Source organism: Ilumatobacter coccineus YM16-304 (genome assembly GCF_000348785.1).
In the GTDB taxonomy this organism is placed as follows: domain Bacteria; phylum Actinomycetota; class Acidimicrobiia; order Acidimicrobiales; family Ilumatobacteraceae; genus Ilumatobacter_A; species Ilumatobacter_A coccineus.
Genome location: NC_020520.1, coordinates 3040989 through 3055499 on the forward strand (window position 1 = coordinate 3040989; position 14511 = coordinate 3055499).

General features: G+C 66.3%; 14 protein-coding genes. 3 read left to right on the plus strand and 11 right to left on the minus strand.

From position 1 onward, the window contains the following. Window positions 1-2 precede the first annotated feature (2 nt). The 3 genes from YM304_RS13740 (at window position 3) to manA (ending at window position 3119) form a co-directional block, all read left to right on the plus strand. Complete coding sequence (locus YM304_RS13740) at window positions 3-1088, plus strand: S-(hydroxymethyl)mycothiol dehydrogenase (protein WP_015442300.1); 1086 nt, start codon at window positions 3-5, stop codon at window positions 1086-1088. After that, window positions 1088-1714, plus strand: a complete 627-nt coding sequence (locus YM304_RS13745) for an MBL fold metallo-hydrolase (protein WP_015442301.1) — start codon at window positions 1088-1090, stop codon at window positions 1712-1714. Before YM304_RS13740 ends, YM304_RS13745 begins: the two co-directional genes overlap by 1 nt. A 439-nt stretch (window positions 1715-2153) precedes the next feature. Next, the gene (manA, locus tag YM304_RS13750) at window positions 2154-3119 is read left to right on the plus strand and encodes a mannose-6-phosphate isomerase, class I (RefSeq protein ID WP_015442302.1); all 966 of its coding nucleotides are present in this window, start codon (window positions 2154-2156) and stop codon (window positions 3117-3119) included. A gap of 92 nt (window positions 3120-3211) precedes the next feature. Here the strand turns inward: manA and ispG are convergent, their stop codons facing one another. The 11 genes from ispG to YM304_RS13805 all read right to left on the minus strand — a co-directional run bounded on the left by ispG (window position 3212) and on the right by YM304_RS13805 (window position 14455). After that, entirely contained in the window at window positions 3212-4429 is a 1218-nt protein-coding gene (gene ispG / locus YM304_RS13755; RefSeq protein ID WP_015442303.1) for a flavodoxin-dependent (E)-4-hydroxy-3-methylbut-2-enyl-diphosphate synthase, read from the minus strand. A gap of 97 nt (window positions 4430-4526) precedes the next feature. Beyond that, on the minus strand, window positions 4527-5837 hold the full coding sequence (locus YM304_RS13760; RefSeq protein ID WP_041298310.1) for a M50 family metallopeptidase: 1311 nt from the start codon (window positions 5835-5837) through the stop codon (window positions 4527-4529). An 11-nt stretch (window positions 5838-5848) separates the two neighbouring features. Then, entirely contained in the window at window positions 5849-7006 is a 1158-nt protein-coding gene (gene dxr, locus YM304_RS13765) for a 1-deoxy-D-xylulose-5-phosphate reductoisomerase (RefSeq protein WP_015442305.1), read from the minus strand. A 19-nt stretch (window positions 7007-7025) separates the two neighbouring features. After that, window positions 7026-8561 (minus strand): phosphatidate cytidylyltransferase, encoded by a 1536-nt coding sequence (locus tag YM304_RS22645; protein ID WP_051071437.1) that lies wholly within the window; start codon window positions 8559-8561, stop codon window positions 7026-7028. A gap of 36 nt (window positions 8562-8597) precedes the next feature. Next, the gene (gene frr, locus YM304_RS13775) at window positions 8598-9155 is read right to left on the minus strand and encodes a ribosome recycling factor (RefSeq protein WP_015442307.1); all 558 of its coding nucleotides are present in this window, start codon (window positions 9153-9155) and stop codon (window positions 8598-8600) included. A 70-nt stretch (window positions 9156-9225) separates the two neighbouring features. Further along, on the minus strand, window positions 9226-9957 hold the full coding sequence (gene pyrH, locus YM304_RS13780; protein ID WP_015442308.1) for a UMP kinase: 732 nt from the start codon (window positions 9955-9957) through the stop codon (window positions 9226-9228). Window positions 9958-10296: 339 nt separating this feature from the next. Continuing rightward, window positions 10297-11085, minus strand: coding sequence for a translation elongation factor Ts (gene tsf, locus YM304_RS13785; RefSeq protein WP_015442309.1), 789 nt, complete (start codon window positions 11083-11085; stop codon window positions 10297-10299). A gap of 5 nt (window positions 11086-11090) precedes the next feature. Further along, the gene (gene rpsB, locus YM304_RS13790) at window positions 11091-12032 is read right to left on the minus strand and encodes a 30S ribosomal protein S2 (protein WP_015442310.1); all 942 of its coding nucleotides are present in this window, start codon (window positions 12030-12032) and stop codon (window positions 11091-11093) included. Window positions 12033-12227: 195 nt separating this feature from the next. Continuing rightward, window positions 12228-12746: a murein hydrolase activator EnvC family protein gene (locus YM304_RS22650; protein WP_015442311.1), complete on the minus strand. Its 519-nt coding sequence runs from the start codon at window positions 12744-12746 to the stop codon at window positions 12228-12230. A 72-nt stretch (window positions 12747-12818) separates the two neighbouring features. Beyond that, the gene (locus tag YM304_RS13800) at window positions 12819-13580 is read right to left on the minus strand and encodes a FliA/WhiG family RNA polymerase sigma factor (protein ID WP_015442312.1); all 762 of its coding nucleotides are present in this window, start codon (window positions 13578-13580) and stop codon (window positions 12819-12821) included. Next, entirely contained in the window at window positions 13577-14455 is an 879-nt protein-coding gene (locus tag YM304_RS13805) for a tyrosine-type recombinase/integrase (RefSeq protein WP_015442313.1), read from the minus strand. Before YM304_RS13805 ends, YM304_RS13800 begins: the two co-directional genes overlap by 4 nt. Between the last annotated feature and the right edge of the window lie 56 nt (window positions 14456-14511).

A 14511-nucleotide genomic window follows, 5' to 3' on the forward strand; every position in this document is an offset into this window, starting at 1 on the left:
GCATGAGCCAAGAAGTACGCGGAATCATTGCCAAGGCGAAGGGCGAACCGGTGTCGATGGAGACCATCGTCATCCCCGATCCCGGCCCGGGCGAGGCGGTCGTCGAGATCCAGGCGTGCGGTGTCTGCCACACCGACCTGCACTACCGCGAAGGCGGCATCAACGACGAGTTCCCGTTCCTGCTCGGCCACGAAGCAGCAGGTGTCGTCGAGTCGATCGGCGAGGGTGTCACCAACGTCGAGGTCGGCGACTACGTCGTGCTCAACTGGCGAGCGGTGTGCGGCAACTGCCGCGCCTGCAAGCGTGGCGAAGCGCAGTACTGCTTCGACACGCACAACGCGGCGCAGAAGATGACGCTCACCGACGGCACCGAACTCTCGCCGGCTCTCGGTATCGGAGCGTTCTGTGAGAAGACGCTCGTCCACTCCGGCCAGTGCACCAAGGTCGATCCGAAGGCCCCGGCCACCGCTGCCGGTCTGCTCGGTTGCGGCGTGATGGCGGGCATCGGCGCAGCGATCAACACCGGCCAGGTCACGCGCGGCCAGTCGGTCGCCGTGTTCGGTTGTGGCGGCGTCGGTGATGCGGCGATCGCCGGGGCGAAGCTCGCAGGTGCGTCGACGATCATCGCGGTCGACATCGACGATCGCAAGCTCGAGTGGGCAAAGGGTTTCGGCGCCACGCACACGTGCAACTCGAGCAACGTCGACCCGGTCGAGTACATCCAGTCGGTCACCGACGGCAACGGCGCCGACGTGTGCATCGAAGCCATCGGCCACCCCGCCGTCTACAAGCAGTGCTTCGAGGCTCGTGACCTCGCCGGCACCGTGGTCCTGGTCGGCGTTCCGAACCCCGAGATGACCATCGAGCTGCCCTTCATCGAAGTGTTCGGCCGGGGCGGATCGCTCAAGTCGAGTTGGTACGGCGACTGCCTGCCCGAGCGTGACTTCCCGATGCTGATCGACCTCTACCTGCAGGGTCGCCTCGACCTCGATGGTTTCGTGTCCGAAGAGATCGGCCTCGGCGATGTCGAGGAGGCGTTCCACAAGATGGAGCGCGGCGAAGTGCTGCGCTCGGTCGTGGTGCTCTGATGGCGTTCGAACTGGTCACGACCGACGGCATCTTCGCCCTCGACGGCGGCGAGTGGGAGGTCACCAACAACATCTGGCTCGTCGGTGATGACAAGGAAGTCCTGATCTTCGACGCCGCGCACGACCACCAACCGATCGTCGACGCGGTCAACGGCCGCAAGGTGAAGGGCATCGTGCTCACCCACGGGCACAACGATCACATCAACGCCGCGGTCGCACTGCGCGATGCGGTCGACGCACCGATCCTGCTGCACGAGTTCGACCGCTTCCTCTGGAGCGTCGTGTATCCCGAACACGACTTCGACGGCCCGATCGAACCGGGGCGCACGCTGACGGCGGGCGGCCACGAACTCGGGATCCTCCACACGCCGGGCCACTCCCCCGGTTGCTGCTGCTTCCACGACGTCGCCACCGGAGCGGTCGTCAGTGGCGACACGCTGTTCTGCGGAGGCCCGGGTGCGACCGGTCGGGTGTACTCCGACGAGCCGACGATCCTCGCGTCGATCCGCAACGTGCTGCTCGAACTCCCCGATCACACGGTCGTCCACACCGGCCACGGCGACACCACGACCATCGGCGCCGAACGCGACGGCGTCCTCGCCCGCGCCGCCGAACTCCACCTCTGACCCCGGTCGCCCCCGGCGCAACGTCCCCGAGCGACGTTTCGCCCCTCCAAGACGTCACCGATGACGAAGACCAGGGGTAAAAGGACCACGCGACCACATCGAGCCTGGGCAAAAATCACCCCGACGCGACCACATCGAGCCTGGGCAAAAATCACCCCCACGCGACCACATTTGGCCTGGGCAAAAATCACCCTCACGCGACGACATCGAGCCTGGGCAGAAATCACCCTCAGGCAGCCACGTCGGACGCGTCCGGGTTTTGCCCCTCCAGGGCGTCACGGGTGACGGATTCCGGGGGCAGAACTCGGGTCGTGGGGTTTTTGCCCCGGCTGGGCGTCACGGATGACGGATTGCCGGGGCAAAACCTTGGGGACGGGATGGAGGCTGGAGGGTGTTGCGGGAAGCGAGAACCCGACGCGAGGGGCCGTATGGTGGCGTGATGCCAGTACGGGTGGTCGAAGGTGTCGTGCAGCACTACGAGTGGGGCGATCCGACGTTCATCCCGAACCTGCTCGGCGTGGCCGGGAAGGGGAAGCCCTGGGCCGAACTCTGGCTCGGCACCCACCCGAACGGCCCCACGCTGCTCGACAACGGCGAACCGTTGAGTGAACTCACCGGCGAACTCACCTACCTGCTGAAGGTACTGTCGGCAGCCGAGCCACTCTCACTGCAGGCGCATCCGACGCCCGAGCAAGCGGCCGACGGATTCGAGCAGGGCGTGTTCGGCGATGCGTACCCGAAGCCCGAACTCCTCGTCGCACTCACCGAGTTCGAGGCGTTGTGCGGTGTGCGTCCCGACGACGCCACGGTCGACCTGCTTCGGCGGATAGGAGCCGATCGGTTGGCCGACACGGTTGCCGCCGACGGTGCTGGCGCCGCGATGCGGGCGCTGTACCTCGGTGAGATCGACCCCACCGACACGATCGCGGTATGCGCCGACGCTGACGGGCCCGAAGCGGCCTGGGTACGCACGCTCGCCGAGCGCTACCCCGGCGACCCGAGTGTTGTGGTCACGCTGCTGCTCAACCACGTCACGTTGCAACCGGGTGAGGCGATTCATCTCACGGCCGGCAACCTCCACGCCTACCTGCGCGGTTCGGGCATCGAGTTGATGCGAGCGAGCGACAACGTCGTTCGCGGCGGCCTCACGGTGAAGGAGGTCGACATCGACCTGCTGCTCGACGTGGTCGATCCCACGCCACTGGCGCAACCGGTCATGGAGGTGACCGACGGGCGATATCCGCTGCCCGAGGCCGGCGTGGCGCTGCTCAAGCTGGAGGCCGGTGACAGCCACACCGCCGTCGGGCACGAACTGGCCGTCACGATCGACGGCACGACGCTCTACTTCTCCCCCGGCACGCCGGTCTACGCCGAAACGACCACCTTCGTCGTCACCACGCTCTGACCTGACCTGCCCGCTTGTTTCTTTTCGACCGGGACCGAGGGAAACATCCGCTTGTTTCTTTTCGACCGGGACGAGAAGAAACAAGCGGGTTGCTACTTCTTGCGGATCTCGACGATCTTCTCGTTGGCCAGGTTGGCGTCGTCGCCCTGCTCTTCGAGGAGCTTGGCACGGTCCTTCTCGGCTTCACGGCGGGCCTTGTCGAGGTCGGCGCGCTTGAGAGCGGCCTCGGTGCCGTGCTCGTGGATGAACTCGGCCCATTCGACGAGCTGATCGACCATCTCGGATTCGGGAACCACGGCCACGTTCTGGCCCTTGATGAACAGGTGGCCGCGCTTGTTCCCCGCGGCGATGCCGATGTCGGCGTCGCGAGCCTCACCCGGGCCGTTGACGACGCACCCCATCACCGCGACCTGAAGCGGGATCTCGCGCTCGCCGAAGGCTTCCATCGCATCGTTGGCGACCTTGATCACGTCGACTTCGGCGCGTCCGCACGACGGGCACGCGATCAGGTCGATGTTCTTGCGTTCACGGAGGCCGAGCGCTTCGAGCAGTTGACGACCGGCCTTGGCCTCCTCGACCGGGTCGGCGGTGAGCGAGTAGCGGATCGTGTCGCCGATGCCCTCCATGAGCAGCGTCGCGATGCCGGCCGTGGCCTTGATCAGCCCAGCGGGCGGCGGGCCGGCCTCGGTGACACCGAGGTGCAACGGGTAGTCGGTGACCTCGGCGAGTGCTCGATACGACTCGACCATCAGCGGCACCGACGACGCCTTGACCGAGATCTTGATCAGGTCGAAGCCGACCTCGTCGAAGTACTGCATCTCGGTCTGCGCCGACTCGACCATGGCTTCGGGGGTGGCCCCGCCGTACTTCTCGTACAGCTTCGGATCGAGGGAGCCTGCGTTGACGCCGATGCGGATCGGCAGGTTGCGGTCTTTGGCCTCACGGGCCACCGCCTTGATGTGTTCGGGCTTGCGGATGTTGCCGGGGTTGAGGCGTAGACCGTCGACGCCCGCTTCCATCGCTGCCATCGCCATCCGGTACTGGTGGTGGATGTCGGCGATGATCGGCACAGGCGAGCGTGGCACGATCTGCGCGAGTCCTTCGGCGGCTTCGATCTCGTTGCACGTACAGCGCACGATGTCGGCACCCGCCGCGGCCAGCGCGTAGATCTGCTGCAGCGTGCCTTCGACGTCGGAGGTCTTCGTGATCGTCATCGACTGCACCGTGATGGGCGAATCGCCACCGACGGTCACATCGCCGACGGTGATCTGTCGCGTGGGTCGACGTTCAGCAGCCGAGACAACTTCCATGAGGATCAGTCAACCATCTCCGAGCGCACGAGACCTCACAGCGACCCAGTTCTGCGTCATCTGGTGTCTGACACCGGATGACGGCGGGTGGTTGGTCCTAGAGGGGGTCGGTGATGTCGAGATACAGCGCGGCGGTGAACAAGCCGAGCAGGAGCACCATGACGCCCATGGCGAACGGCATGAGGCGTTCGACGTCGGCCATGTAGCGCTGCTTGCCGCCGCGCATCGCTTCTCGTATGCGTTCGTAGGCCGCGACCGCCGCATGCCCACCGTCGAGCGGGAGCAACGGGAACATGTTGAACACACCGACGAACACGTTGAGCAGGGCGAGCAGCCAGAGCACGCCGTAAATGCCCTCGGCGTCGCCGAGATCGTCGGACACCCCGGTGACCCCGACCACGCTCGTGGGCCGGGTGGCGAGATCGTCGTTGTCACCCGTGAGGTGGGTGACGATGTTGACGGGGTTGAGCGCCTTGAAGACGCCCTGCACCGATTCCCACGAGGCGGGGATGATGTCGGTGACGGCGTTGGTGGCGGCGCCGGCGACGCTGTGCTGGGTGTAGATGCGTTCTTGACCGGACGTGACGCCGAGCAGCGCTCGGCCGGTCTCGGTCGAGCCGAGTCCGACGCTGAAGGCGACTTCTTCACCGTCGCGGAGCACGACGACGTCGAGGAACTCCTGTGGTTCGTAGGTGCCGACGATGTCGAACACGTCGCGCGTGGTCTCGACGGTCTGGCCGCCGACTTCGACGAACTCATCGCCGACCTGGATGCCGGCTTCTTCGGCCGGGCCGTTGATCGACAGCGCCGCGACCTGCACGCCCGGCTCGAACTCGTCGGTGCGCTCGCCGATGCCGAGGTAGACGGTGAACAGCAGCGCCACCGCGATGATCATGTGCATGATCGACCCAGCGGAGATGACGAGCAGGCGACGCGGGAAGCTCTTCGAGCGGTAGGTGCGATCCTCGTCTTCGGGCTCGACGTCGTCCATGCGGTTCATGCCGACGATGCGCACGAACGCACCGGCGGGAATGGCACGCACGCCGTACTCGGTCTCGCCGCGCCGGAAGCTCCAGAGCCGAGGCCCGAAGAACAGGAAGAACTGCGTGGCCTTCATACCCGTCCACTTGGCAGTGGCGAAGTGGCCGAGCTCGTGGAGGAAGATCGAGATGACGACCCCGACAACGAACACGAACCACCAGATGTTGAGCACGGCGAGCCACACGAACAGTGCGGCGATGCCGAGCATCGACAGGGCGCCCTGCCACCCTCCGGCGAGTTCGTCGTCGCCGTTTTCGGTGACGGCGCCGCCCGCCATCAGTTCGCTCTTGATCTTGTCGGAGCGCGTCAGGTTGTCGGCGGGGTTCGGCGGAGCGTCGAACGGCGACGGGGTGAGTTGATCGGTCATGTGCGTGTGGTTCAGGTTCTGGCGTTCACGATGTCGGTGGCCAGCCGACGCGCGGTGGCGTCGGCCTCGATGACTTCATCGACAGATTTCGGGATTTCTCCATCATGTACCTGCAAAACATCAACGCACACGTCGGGGATGGCATTCCACGGCAAGTTTCCGGACAGGAAAGATTCGACGGCGATCTCGTTGGCGGCCGACAGCCAGGCCGGTGCCGAGCCGCCGGCTCGTCCGGCCTGGTAGGCGAGGTCGAGGCAGCGGAACGTGGCGCGGTCGGGTGGTTCGAAGTCGAGCCGTGACAGCGTGGTCCAGTCGATCGCCCCGAACGGCGTGGCGATGCGGTCGGGATAGCCGAGCGCGTAGCCGATGGGTAGTTTCATGTCGGGCATCGACAGCTGGGCGATGGTGGTGCCGTCGACGAACTCGACCATCGAGTGCACGACCGACTGCGGATGGACCACCACGTCGATGTCGTCGTAGGAGGTTCCGTACAGCTCGTGCGCTTCGATGACTTCGAGGCCCTTGTTCATGAGCGTGCTCGAATCGACGGTGATCTTGGGGCCCATCGCCCACGTCGGATGGGCCAGTGCCGACTCGACCGTGACCTCGGCGAGTTCGGCTGCGCTGCGACCACGAAACGGCCCGCCGCTGGCGGTGAGCAGGAGTCGGCTGACCTCGCGCTCGGGCGCGAACGACGAACGCAGACACATGTGGAGCGCGCAGTGCTCGCTGTCGACCGGCACCAACTCGGCGCCTGGCGTGGCCCGGAGCGGTTGCACGACGGGCCCGGCGGCGATGAGGCTCTCCTTGTTGGCCAGCGCGAGACGCTTGCCGGCACGCAGCGTGTCGACGGTGATGGCGAGTCCGGCGAAGCCGACCACGCCGTTCACCACCACGTCGGCTGGTTCGACGACGGCACCGAGTTCGGCGACCACCGTGCAGTCGGGTAGGGCCTCGGCAACACGGCGTCTGGCGTCGTCGTCGGCGACGGCGATCAGCTGCGGGTGGAATTCGCGAGCTTGCTCGATGACCAGGTCGGCCGATGAACCGGCCGCGAGCGCGACGACGTCGTAGCTCCCTGGGGCTCGTTCGTTCTCGGCGCGGACGACGTCGAGGGTCTGGGTGCCGATCGATCCGGTCGAGCCGGCGAGCGCAACTCGAGTGGTCATCTGGCGATGCGCCGGACGATCAGAGTGCCGCGTACGGTTCGACGACGCGGAAGAGGTAGTAGACCGCCGGCAACGTGAACAGGAAGCCGTCGAAGCGGTCGAGGACGCCGCCGTGGCCGCTGATGAGCGTGCCGAAGTCCTTGACGTCGAGGTTGCGCTTGAACATCGACTCGGTGAGGTCACCGAGTGGTGCGAGGATCAGGATGACCACGCCGAGCATGAGGAGGTGGCTCATGTCGCTCCAGGTGTCGCTCCACTCCTGCAGGCCGATGATGACCATGACGATCAGGGTGAGCACGGCACCGCCGAGGAACCCCTCGACCGACTTGGCCGGGCTGATCCAGCCGCGCAACGGGGTGCGTCCGAACGCACTGCCGACGAAGTAGGCGCCGACGTCGTTGGCGACCACACCGATGGCGAGCAACACGAGCGTGTCGGTCCCCCAGTTGGTGCCACCGCCGAAGCCGTTCGACCAGTCGAGCAGCATGCCTGCGTACGACCCCATGAGGCCGATCCAGATGACGCCGAGCATGGTGATGGCCATGTTGGGCATGGGGCCCGACTCGATGGAACTGGCCCCGATGAAGCCGATCGAACCCGCCATGAACGCGAACACGATGACCAGCGGCAGGCCGAATTCGGCGAGCCAATAGCCGGCGAGTGGAGCGGCGACGATGGCGACGACACCCGGGGCAACCGCCGGGCGGTACCCCTTCTCGGTCACCTTGCCGAAGTACTCGACACCAGCGATCGCGAGGGCGACCGCGACGAAGATGAGCGAACCGAGCGGCCCCACGAACATCGTGAGTCCGAGGAACACCGCGGCCAGGAGCAGGCCGGAGAAGACCGCGACCGGGAGGTTGCGCTTGTCGGAACCGGTCGGGACACCTGCGGTCGGCGGGCGCTGTGGTGGGCCGCCGCGGCGGGTCGGTTCGGGGCGACGGGGCATGCCCGAGGGGTCGGTGCCGATGGTGATGCGAGCGGGTTCGCGAGGCGCGACGGCGTCGACGGTCTCGGTCATCGCCGTCGGGGCAGCCGCTGCGGCCGCCGCTGCTGCGGCGACGACGTCGGTCGACCCGGTGACTTCGATGTCGCTGCTCGGGTCGTCTTCCCAGCTCAATTCGCCGGTGGGGTCGGAGGGCAGCGCCTGGTCGTCGGAGCGGGTGAGCGTGCCCGACGGGGCGTCGACGCTGTCGCCTTCCTTCCAGACCGGCGACTCGGAGGTGAAGGTCGACCACACGTCGAGGTCTTCGTCTGCGGAGTCGTCGTTGCCGGCGGCTTCGATCTTGGGCATCTCGCCCGTTGGTGGTTCGGTCCAGTGCGGGAGCGATCCGGTGTCGTCGTCGTCGAAGCTGAGACCGGGTCCTGACGGGTCGGCTGACACGCGGTCGGTGGCGCCGGTGGTGGCCGTCGACGACACGCCGCCCGAGTCGTCGCCGAACAGCGGTCCGCCGAACTCGTCGTCGTTGAAGTCGTCCATTTGCGACTCGAAACGGCCGGGTCGGCGGGCGCTGCCCTCGGATCCTTCGTCGTGTCGCCAGATGTCGTCAGTCATGTTGATTCTCTGCTTCCAGGTCGCCGGGCGTGCCCGTCAGACTTCCAGGAGTTCCTGTTCTTTGCGGTTCAGCGCTTGGTCGATGTGTTCGACGTGCCCGCTCGTGACCTTGTCGAGTTCTTTCTCGGCCCGTTCGAGATCGTCGGCGGAGATCTCGGAGTCCTTCTCGAGCCCTTCGAGCGCCTTGCGGGCGTCACGGCGCGTGTTGCGCAGCGCGATGCGGCCGTCTTCGGCCATGTTCTTGGCGACCTTGACGTACTCCTTGCGCCGCTCTTCGGTGAGCTGCGGCAGCGACAGGCGGATGGCGATGCCGTCGTTGTTGGGGTTGACACCGAGATCGCTCTCGCGGATCGCCTTCTCGATGGCGTCGAGTGCGCCGCGGTCGTGCGGCTTGATGAGCAACTGTCGCGCCTCGGGCACCGAGATGGAGGCGAGCTGCTGCAACGGCACCGGGGCGCCGTAGTAGTCGACGTTGAGACGTTCGACGAGCGCCGGAGACGCGCGACCGGTTCGGACGGTGCCGAACTGGGTCTGGGTGTGTTCGACGGCCTTGTCCATCTTGTCCATGGCTTCGAGCAGAATGTCTTCGATCACTCCGTCAGGCTAGCCGTTATGCCCTGGTCGAACTCGGACAGCTCCCAGGAGCCGCCAACATCGGTCCTGGTCAGCGGACGAGCGTGCCTTCGTCGCCACCTTGGACGATGCTGCGCAGGCTGCCCGGCTTCGACATGTCGAACACGACGATGGGGATGTCGTTGTCACGGCAGAACGCGATGGCGGTCGCATCCATGACCTTGAGGTCCTTCGTCATGACTTCCATGTATGACACCTCGTCGTACTTCGTGGCTGTGTCGTCGGTGCGCGGGTCGGCGCTGTACACACCGTCGACGCCGGAGTGGGTGCCCTTGATGAGCACTTCAGCTTCGATCTCGGCAGCGCGGAGCGCGGCGGCGGTGTCGGTGGTGAAGAACGGGTTGCCGGTACCGGCGGCGAAGATGACGACGCGCCCCTTCTCGAGGTGCCGGACCGCCCGGCGGCGAATGTAGGCCTCGGCGATTCGCGGCATCTCGATGGCCGACTGGACGCGGGTCTCCTGGCCTTGGCGTTCGAGTGCGTCCTGCAGCGCGAGTGCGTTCATCACGGTGCCGAGCATCCCGATGTGGTCGGACTGTGTGGGGTCCATGCCGGTCATCGAGCCTTGGCGGCCGCGCCAGAAGTTGCCGCCGCCGACGACGACTGCGACGTCGACGCCGAGGTTCTGTCGCAGATCGATGATCTCGGACGCGGTCGCGTCGAGCGTTTCACCGTCGAGACCCTTGCCGGACTCCCCGGCCAACGCCTCACCAGATGGTTTGAAGACGATGCGCTTGTAGCCGGGGCGGGGTTGTTCTGTCATGTGGCGAATTCCTGTGTTCTCGATCGTTCCGGGCGCGAAACAGCCCCGGTGACCGTACAAGACGAACACCGGGGCTGTTCAAAAACCGTCAGCATTCACGCCAACGAATTCAATTCTGCTGTCTCAACGAAGCGTCAGCCCGCTGAGCGGGAGTCAGCTCGTCCGAGTGCAAGGAAGCATGAGGCCGAGTTGGAACCCCGCATCCATCCAATCACACCCATCAGTTCAGCTCTGCTGAGCGGGAGTCAGATCGTCCGAGTGCAAGGAAGCATGAGGCCGAGTTGGCTCCTGCCAACGAGCGCTGAGGGCTGACGCCGCAATCGGGCGATCTGGCCCCGGTCAGCCGATTTCGACTTGGGCGAAGGCGGTGACGGTGGCCGATCCGAGGATCTGCTTGACCGACTGCTTGTCGTCCTTGGCGTACGGCTGGTCGAGCAGTGCCACGTCCTTGAAGAAGCCTTGGATGCGACCGTCGACGATCTTCTCGATGGCCTGTTCGGGCTTGCCTTCGTTGCGGGTGATCGTCTCGAGCGTCTCGCGCTCGGCGGCGACCACGTCGGCCGGGACGTCGTCACGGCTGAGGAACTTCGGGCGAGCGAACGCGATGTGCACGGCGATGTCGTGAGCGAGTTCGTCGCTGCCGTCGGCAACGGCGACGAGAACGCCGTTGACGCCGCGTCCACCCTGCATGTGCTGGTAGTGGCCGAGGGTTGCTCCGTCGGCGGCTTCGACGCGCTCGACGCGGCCGATGCTGATGTTCTCCTTGAGCGTGACCTTGAGCTCTTCGAGCTGCTCGTTGCGCTCGGCGACGGCGTCGGTGCCCTTCTCGGCGACGAGCGCGGCGAGTGCGTCGGCTTCGGCCTTGAAGGAGTCGGAACCGGCGCTGAAGTCGGTCTCGCACTTGAGTTCGACGATGGAGCCGACGTTGCCGTCGACGACCATCGAGACGACGCCCTGCGTGGCGTCACGGTCTTCGCGCTTGGCGCTGGCCGCGAGGCCCTTCTCACGGAGCCACTTCTTGGAGGCCTCCATGTCGCCGTCGTTCTCCTGGAGTGCTTTCTTGCAGTCCATCATTCCGGCGCCCGAGGACTCGCGGAGTGCTTTGACGTCTTGTGCTGTGAATGCCATTGAGATCAGCTCTCCGTTTCGGCGGGGGTTTCGGCGGGGGTTTCTGCGGGTGCTGCTTCGGCAGCGGCGGCCGGGGCCTCAGCAGCGGCCGGCGCTTCGGCCGGGGCGGCTGCAGGTGCTGCTTCGGCGGTGGCGAGACGGGCGTCGCGGTCGGCCTGGGCCTGCGCGGCGGCGTCACGGGCTGCCTTCTGAGCGTTCTCGAACGCAGCGATCTCTTCGGGCGTCTTCTCGACGGCCGGAGCCGGTGCCGGGTTGCGCTTCTGTGCGATGAAGCGGCCTTCGGCGACGGCGTCGGCGATGACGCGAGCGAAGAGGCTGTTCGAGCGGATGGCGTCGTCGTTGCCCGGGATCGGGTAGGTGACGACTTCGGGGTCGACGTTGGTGTCGACGACGGCGACGACGGGGATGCCGAGCTTGCGAGCTTCGGTGACGGCGATGTGCTCCTTGAGCGTGTCGAGCACGAAGATGGCGTCGGGCGCCTTCTTCAGGCTGCGCATGCCGCCGAGGTTGCGCTGGAGCTTGGTGAGCTCACGGTCGAGGAGGAGCGCTTCCTTCTTGATCATGACGTCGAACTCGCCGGAGGTCTTCATGCGCTCGTACTCAAGCATCTTCGAGACGCGCTTCGAGATCGTTTCGAAGTTGGTGAGCATGCCGCCGAGCCAACGCTCGTTGACGTAGGGCATGCCGCACTTCTCGGCGTAGCTCTTGATCGGGTCCTGCGCCTGCTTCTTGGTGCCGACGAACAAGATGTTGCCACCGCCGGCGACGAGGTCGCGGACGAAGCTGTAGGCGGAGTCGACCCGGCCGAGCGTCTGCTGCAGGTCGATGATGTAGATGCCGTTGCGCTCACCGAAGATGAAACGCTTCATCTTCGGGTTCCAACGGCGTGTCTGGTGCCCGAAGTGGGCACCGGCGTCGAGCATTTGACGCATCGAGATGACGGCCATGATGTTTCTCCTGTGTGCGGTTGTTCCCATCGATCGGCGCCGGCTGGTGCCGGCGACCGCTGTTGACCGATGAGACAGTATTGGCGTACGGCGAATCGGTCGATTCGCCAGCGGTACACGCTATCGGGGTCGGCGCACCGCCACTACGCCATCGCGCAGCGAGCGTCACGCAGGATCACGGCAGGTCATGCGAAGTCACGAGGCGGCGCAGCGAAGTCTGGGAGCGGGCGCCGCCCGTGCACGCGTGCCGTCGATCGGAACGAGGCGCGGTCGACCGACCAGATGCCCGAGGAACGGGGCCGGATCGATGTAGTCGTCGCCCCGCCGCAGCCCGAAGTAGGCGGTACCGCTCGCTCGCCCCACCACGGTGCGGGCCAGCACTCGGTCGCCGGTCGACAGCGTCGATGAGTCGAGCTGCCCGTAGGTGGCCCGCCAACCGTTGGTGTGACGCACCACGACGTAGCGGGTTCCGGCGACCGTGCCGCTCCAGTCGACCACGCCGGCGGCGACGGCACGTACCGGCGTGCGGGTACCCACCGCGTACTCGATGCCCCGGTTGCCGGCGCAGTACGGACAGGGCGGTTCGCGAAACGGATCGGTCACCACCCCGGAGACGGGCGGTGTCCAGCAGGTGGCAGCGACCGCCGGTGACGGTGACAGCAGCACAGCGACGAGGACGCCGGCGGCGACGGTGATGGGTGCGCATGCGCGCATGGCTCCTCCTTCGATCGTCGAACGAGGACGCCGAAGCGTCGAGAGGGCGCCGCGCTCGGCGACGCCGAATGATCAGCCGACGCCGGCGGCGGTGAGGCGCGAACGAAGGTGCAGGACCGACTTGGTGTGGATCTGCGACACGCGGCTCTCGGTGACGCCGAGGACTTCGCCGATCTCGGCGAGGGTCAGGCCCTCGTCGTAGTACAGCGACAAGACGAGCTTCTCGCGTTCGGGGAGACGCTTGATCTCGTCACGCATCAGTGCGCTGAGTTCTTTGTCTTCGATGACGGCCGACGGCGAGTGGTGCGCCGCGTCGTCGGCGGCTGCAGGCTCGGCGCCGGCGGCGATGGCACGGTCGAGCGGGCCGATCGTGGTGCTGGCGATCGACGACAGCCACTTCGCGAGTTCTTTCTCAGTGATGCGGAGTTGCTCGGCGAGTTCTTCGTCGCTCGGGGCTCGGCCGAGCTTGTGCTCGAGTTCGGAGAAGGCCCGTTCGACGTCGCGGGCTCGGCTGCGCACCGAACGGGGCACCCAGTCGAGCTGCCGGAGTCCGTCGTAGATGGCGCCGCGGATGCGGGGCACGGCGAACGTCTCGAACTTCACGCCACGGTCGGGTTCGAAGCGATCGATGGCGTCCATCAGACCGAAGACACCCGAACCGATGAGGTCACCGGCGTCGACGCTCGACGGGAGGCCGGCACCGATACGACCGGCCACGAACTTGACCAGCGGTGAGTAGTGGACGATGAGGTGGTCGCGCGCCGCGGTGTTCTGGCGCTTCAACCACCGGTTCCACTGCATGTGCAGGTCGGCGTCTTCTGGAACGATGCTCATGCTCTGGGGTGTGCCTCGCGGTAGGCCGCCGAGAGACGTTCTCGGCTGACGTGAGTGTAACGCTGCGTGGTGGCCACGTCTGAATGCCCCAGGAGTTCCTGCACAGCTCGGAGATCGGCACCGCCATCGAGGAGGTGGGTCGCGAAGCTGTGACGCAGCGCGTGCGGATGAGTCGGTACGGCGGAGCGACGGTCGATGACGCGTCGCACGTCGCGCGGCGTGAGCGGGTTGCCTCGCTCGTTGCCGAAGAGCAGGTCGCCGCGTTCGGCGGGCACGACGTCGTGTCGAATCGCCAACCACGACTGGAGTGCGGCGATGGCCGGCTCGCTGAGTGGCACCCGGCGCTCTTTGGAGCCCTTGCCCCAGACCGTGGCCGCTCCCTGGTCGAGTTGCAGCGACGAGGTGGTGAGTGCGCACAGCTCGCCGACGCGCAGACCCGACCCGTACAAGACCTCGAGCAGCGCGTCGTCGCGACGGCGCCGCCATTCGGGTTCGTCGTCGGAGCGGACGGAGGCGTTGTCGAGCAACGACGAGAGCTCGCGGCCATCGAGCACCCGTGGGAGGCGTCCGTCGCCACCGGGCACCGACACGCCGGCGGTTGCGTCCGCGGCGGCGTACCCGTTGCTGACGAGCCACCGGCAGTACCGGCGAATCGACGCCGTCTTGCGGGCGATGGTGCGTCGAGCGAACTGCCGTGTGGTGAGGAACGCCAGGTAGCGGCGAATCGTCGCCCGCTTGACCAGCGCCGGATCGACGAGTTCGCTGCGCTCGCACCACTCGGCGAAGGCCCGGATGTCGGAGGCATAGCTGGCCACCGTGTTGTCGGACAACGAGGTCAGGGAGTCGACGAATTGGTCGATTCTCCAGCGCTCCATCCGGGCAATGGTAGAAGGCCGGTCTCCCGTGATGTGTGATGGCGCATCGAACGCAG

What these genes read in the sequence shown, in the direction of transcription:
- YM304_RS13800 (WP_015442312.1), bottom strand. Translation starts at nt 13,580, where the DNA reads ATGAGCATCGTTCCAGAAGACGCCGACCTGCACATGCAGTGGAACCGG.
- YM304_RS22645 (WP_051071437.1), bottom strand. Translation starts at nt 8,561, where the DNA reads ATGACTGACGACATCTGGCGACACGACGAAGGATCCGAGGGCAGCGCC.
- ispG (WP_015442303.1), bottom strand. Translation starts at nt 4,429, where the DNA reads ATGGAAGTTGTCTCGGCTGCTGAACGTCGACCCACGCGACAGATCACC.
- manA (WP_015442302.1), top strand. Translation starts at nt 2,154, where the DNA reads ATGCCAGTACGGGTGGTCGAAGGTGTCGTGCAGCACTACGAGTGGGGC.
- YM304_RS13745 (WP_015442301.1), top strand. Translation starts at nt 1,088, where the DNA reads ATGGCGTTCGAACTGGTCACGACCGACGGCATCTTCGCCCTCGACGGC.
- dxr (WP_015442305.1), bottom strand. Translation starts at nt 7,006, where the DNA reads ATGACCACTCGAGTTGCGCTCGCCGGCTCGACCGGATCGATCGGCACC.
- pyrH (WP_015442308.1), bottom strand. Translation starts at nt 9,957, where the DNA reads ATGACAGAACAACCCCGCCCCGGCTACAAGCGCATCGTCTTCAAACCA.
- YM304_RS13740 (WP_015442300.1), top strand. Translation starts at nt 3, where the DNA reads ATGAGCCAAGAAGTACGCGGAATCATTGCCAAGGCGAAGGGCGAACCG.
- tsf (WP_015442309.1), bottom strand. Translation starts at nt 11,085, where the DNA reads ATGGCATTCACAGCACAAGACGTCAAAGCACTCCGCGAGTCCTCGGGC.
- rpsB (WP_015442310.1), bottom strand. Translation starts at nt 12,032, where the DNA reads ATGGCCGTCATCTCGATGCGTCAAATGCTCGACGCCGGTGCCCACTTC.
- YM304_RS13805 (WP_015442313.1), bottom strand. Translation starts at nt 14,455, where the DNA reads ATGGAGCGCTGGAGAATCGACCAATTCGTCGACTCCCTGACCTCGTTG.
- YM304_RS13760 (WP_041298310.1), bottom strand. Translation starts at nt 5,837, where the DNA reads ATGACCGATCAACTCACCCCGTCGCCGTTCGACGCTCCGCCGAACCCC.
- YM304_RS22650 (WP_015442311.1), bottom strand. Translation starts at nt 12,746, where the DNA reads ATGCGCGCATGCGCACCCATCACCGTCGCCGCCGGCGTCCTCGTCGCT.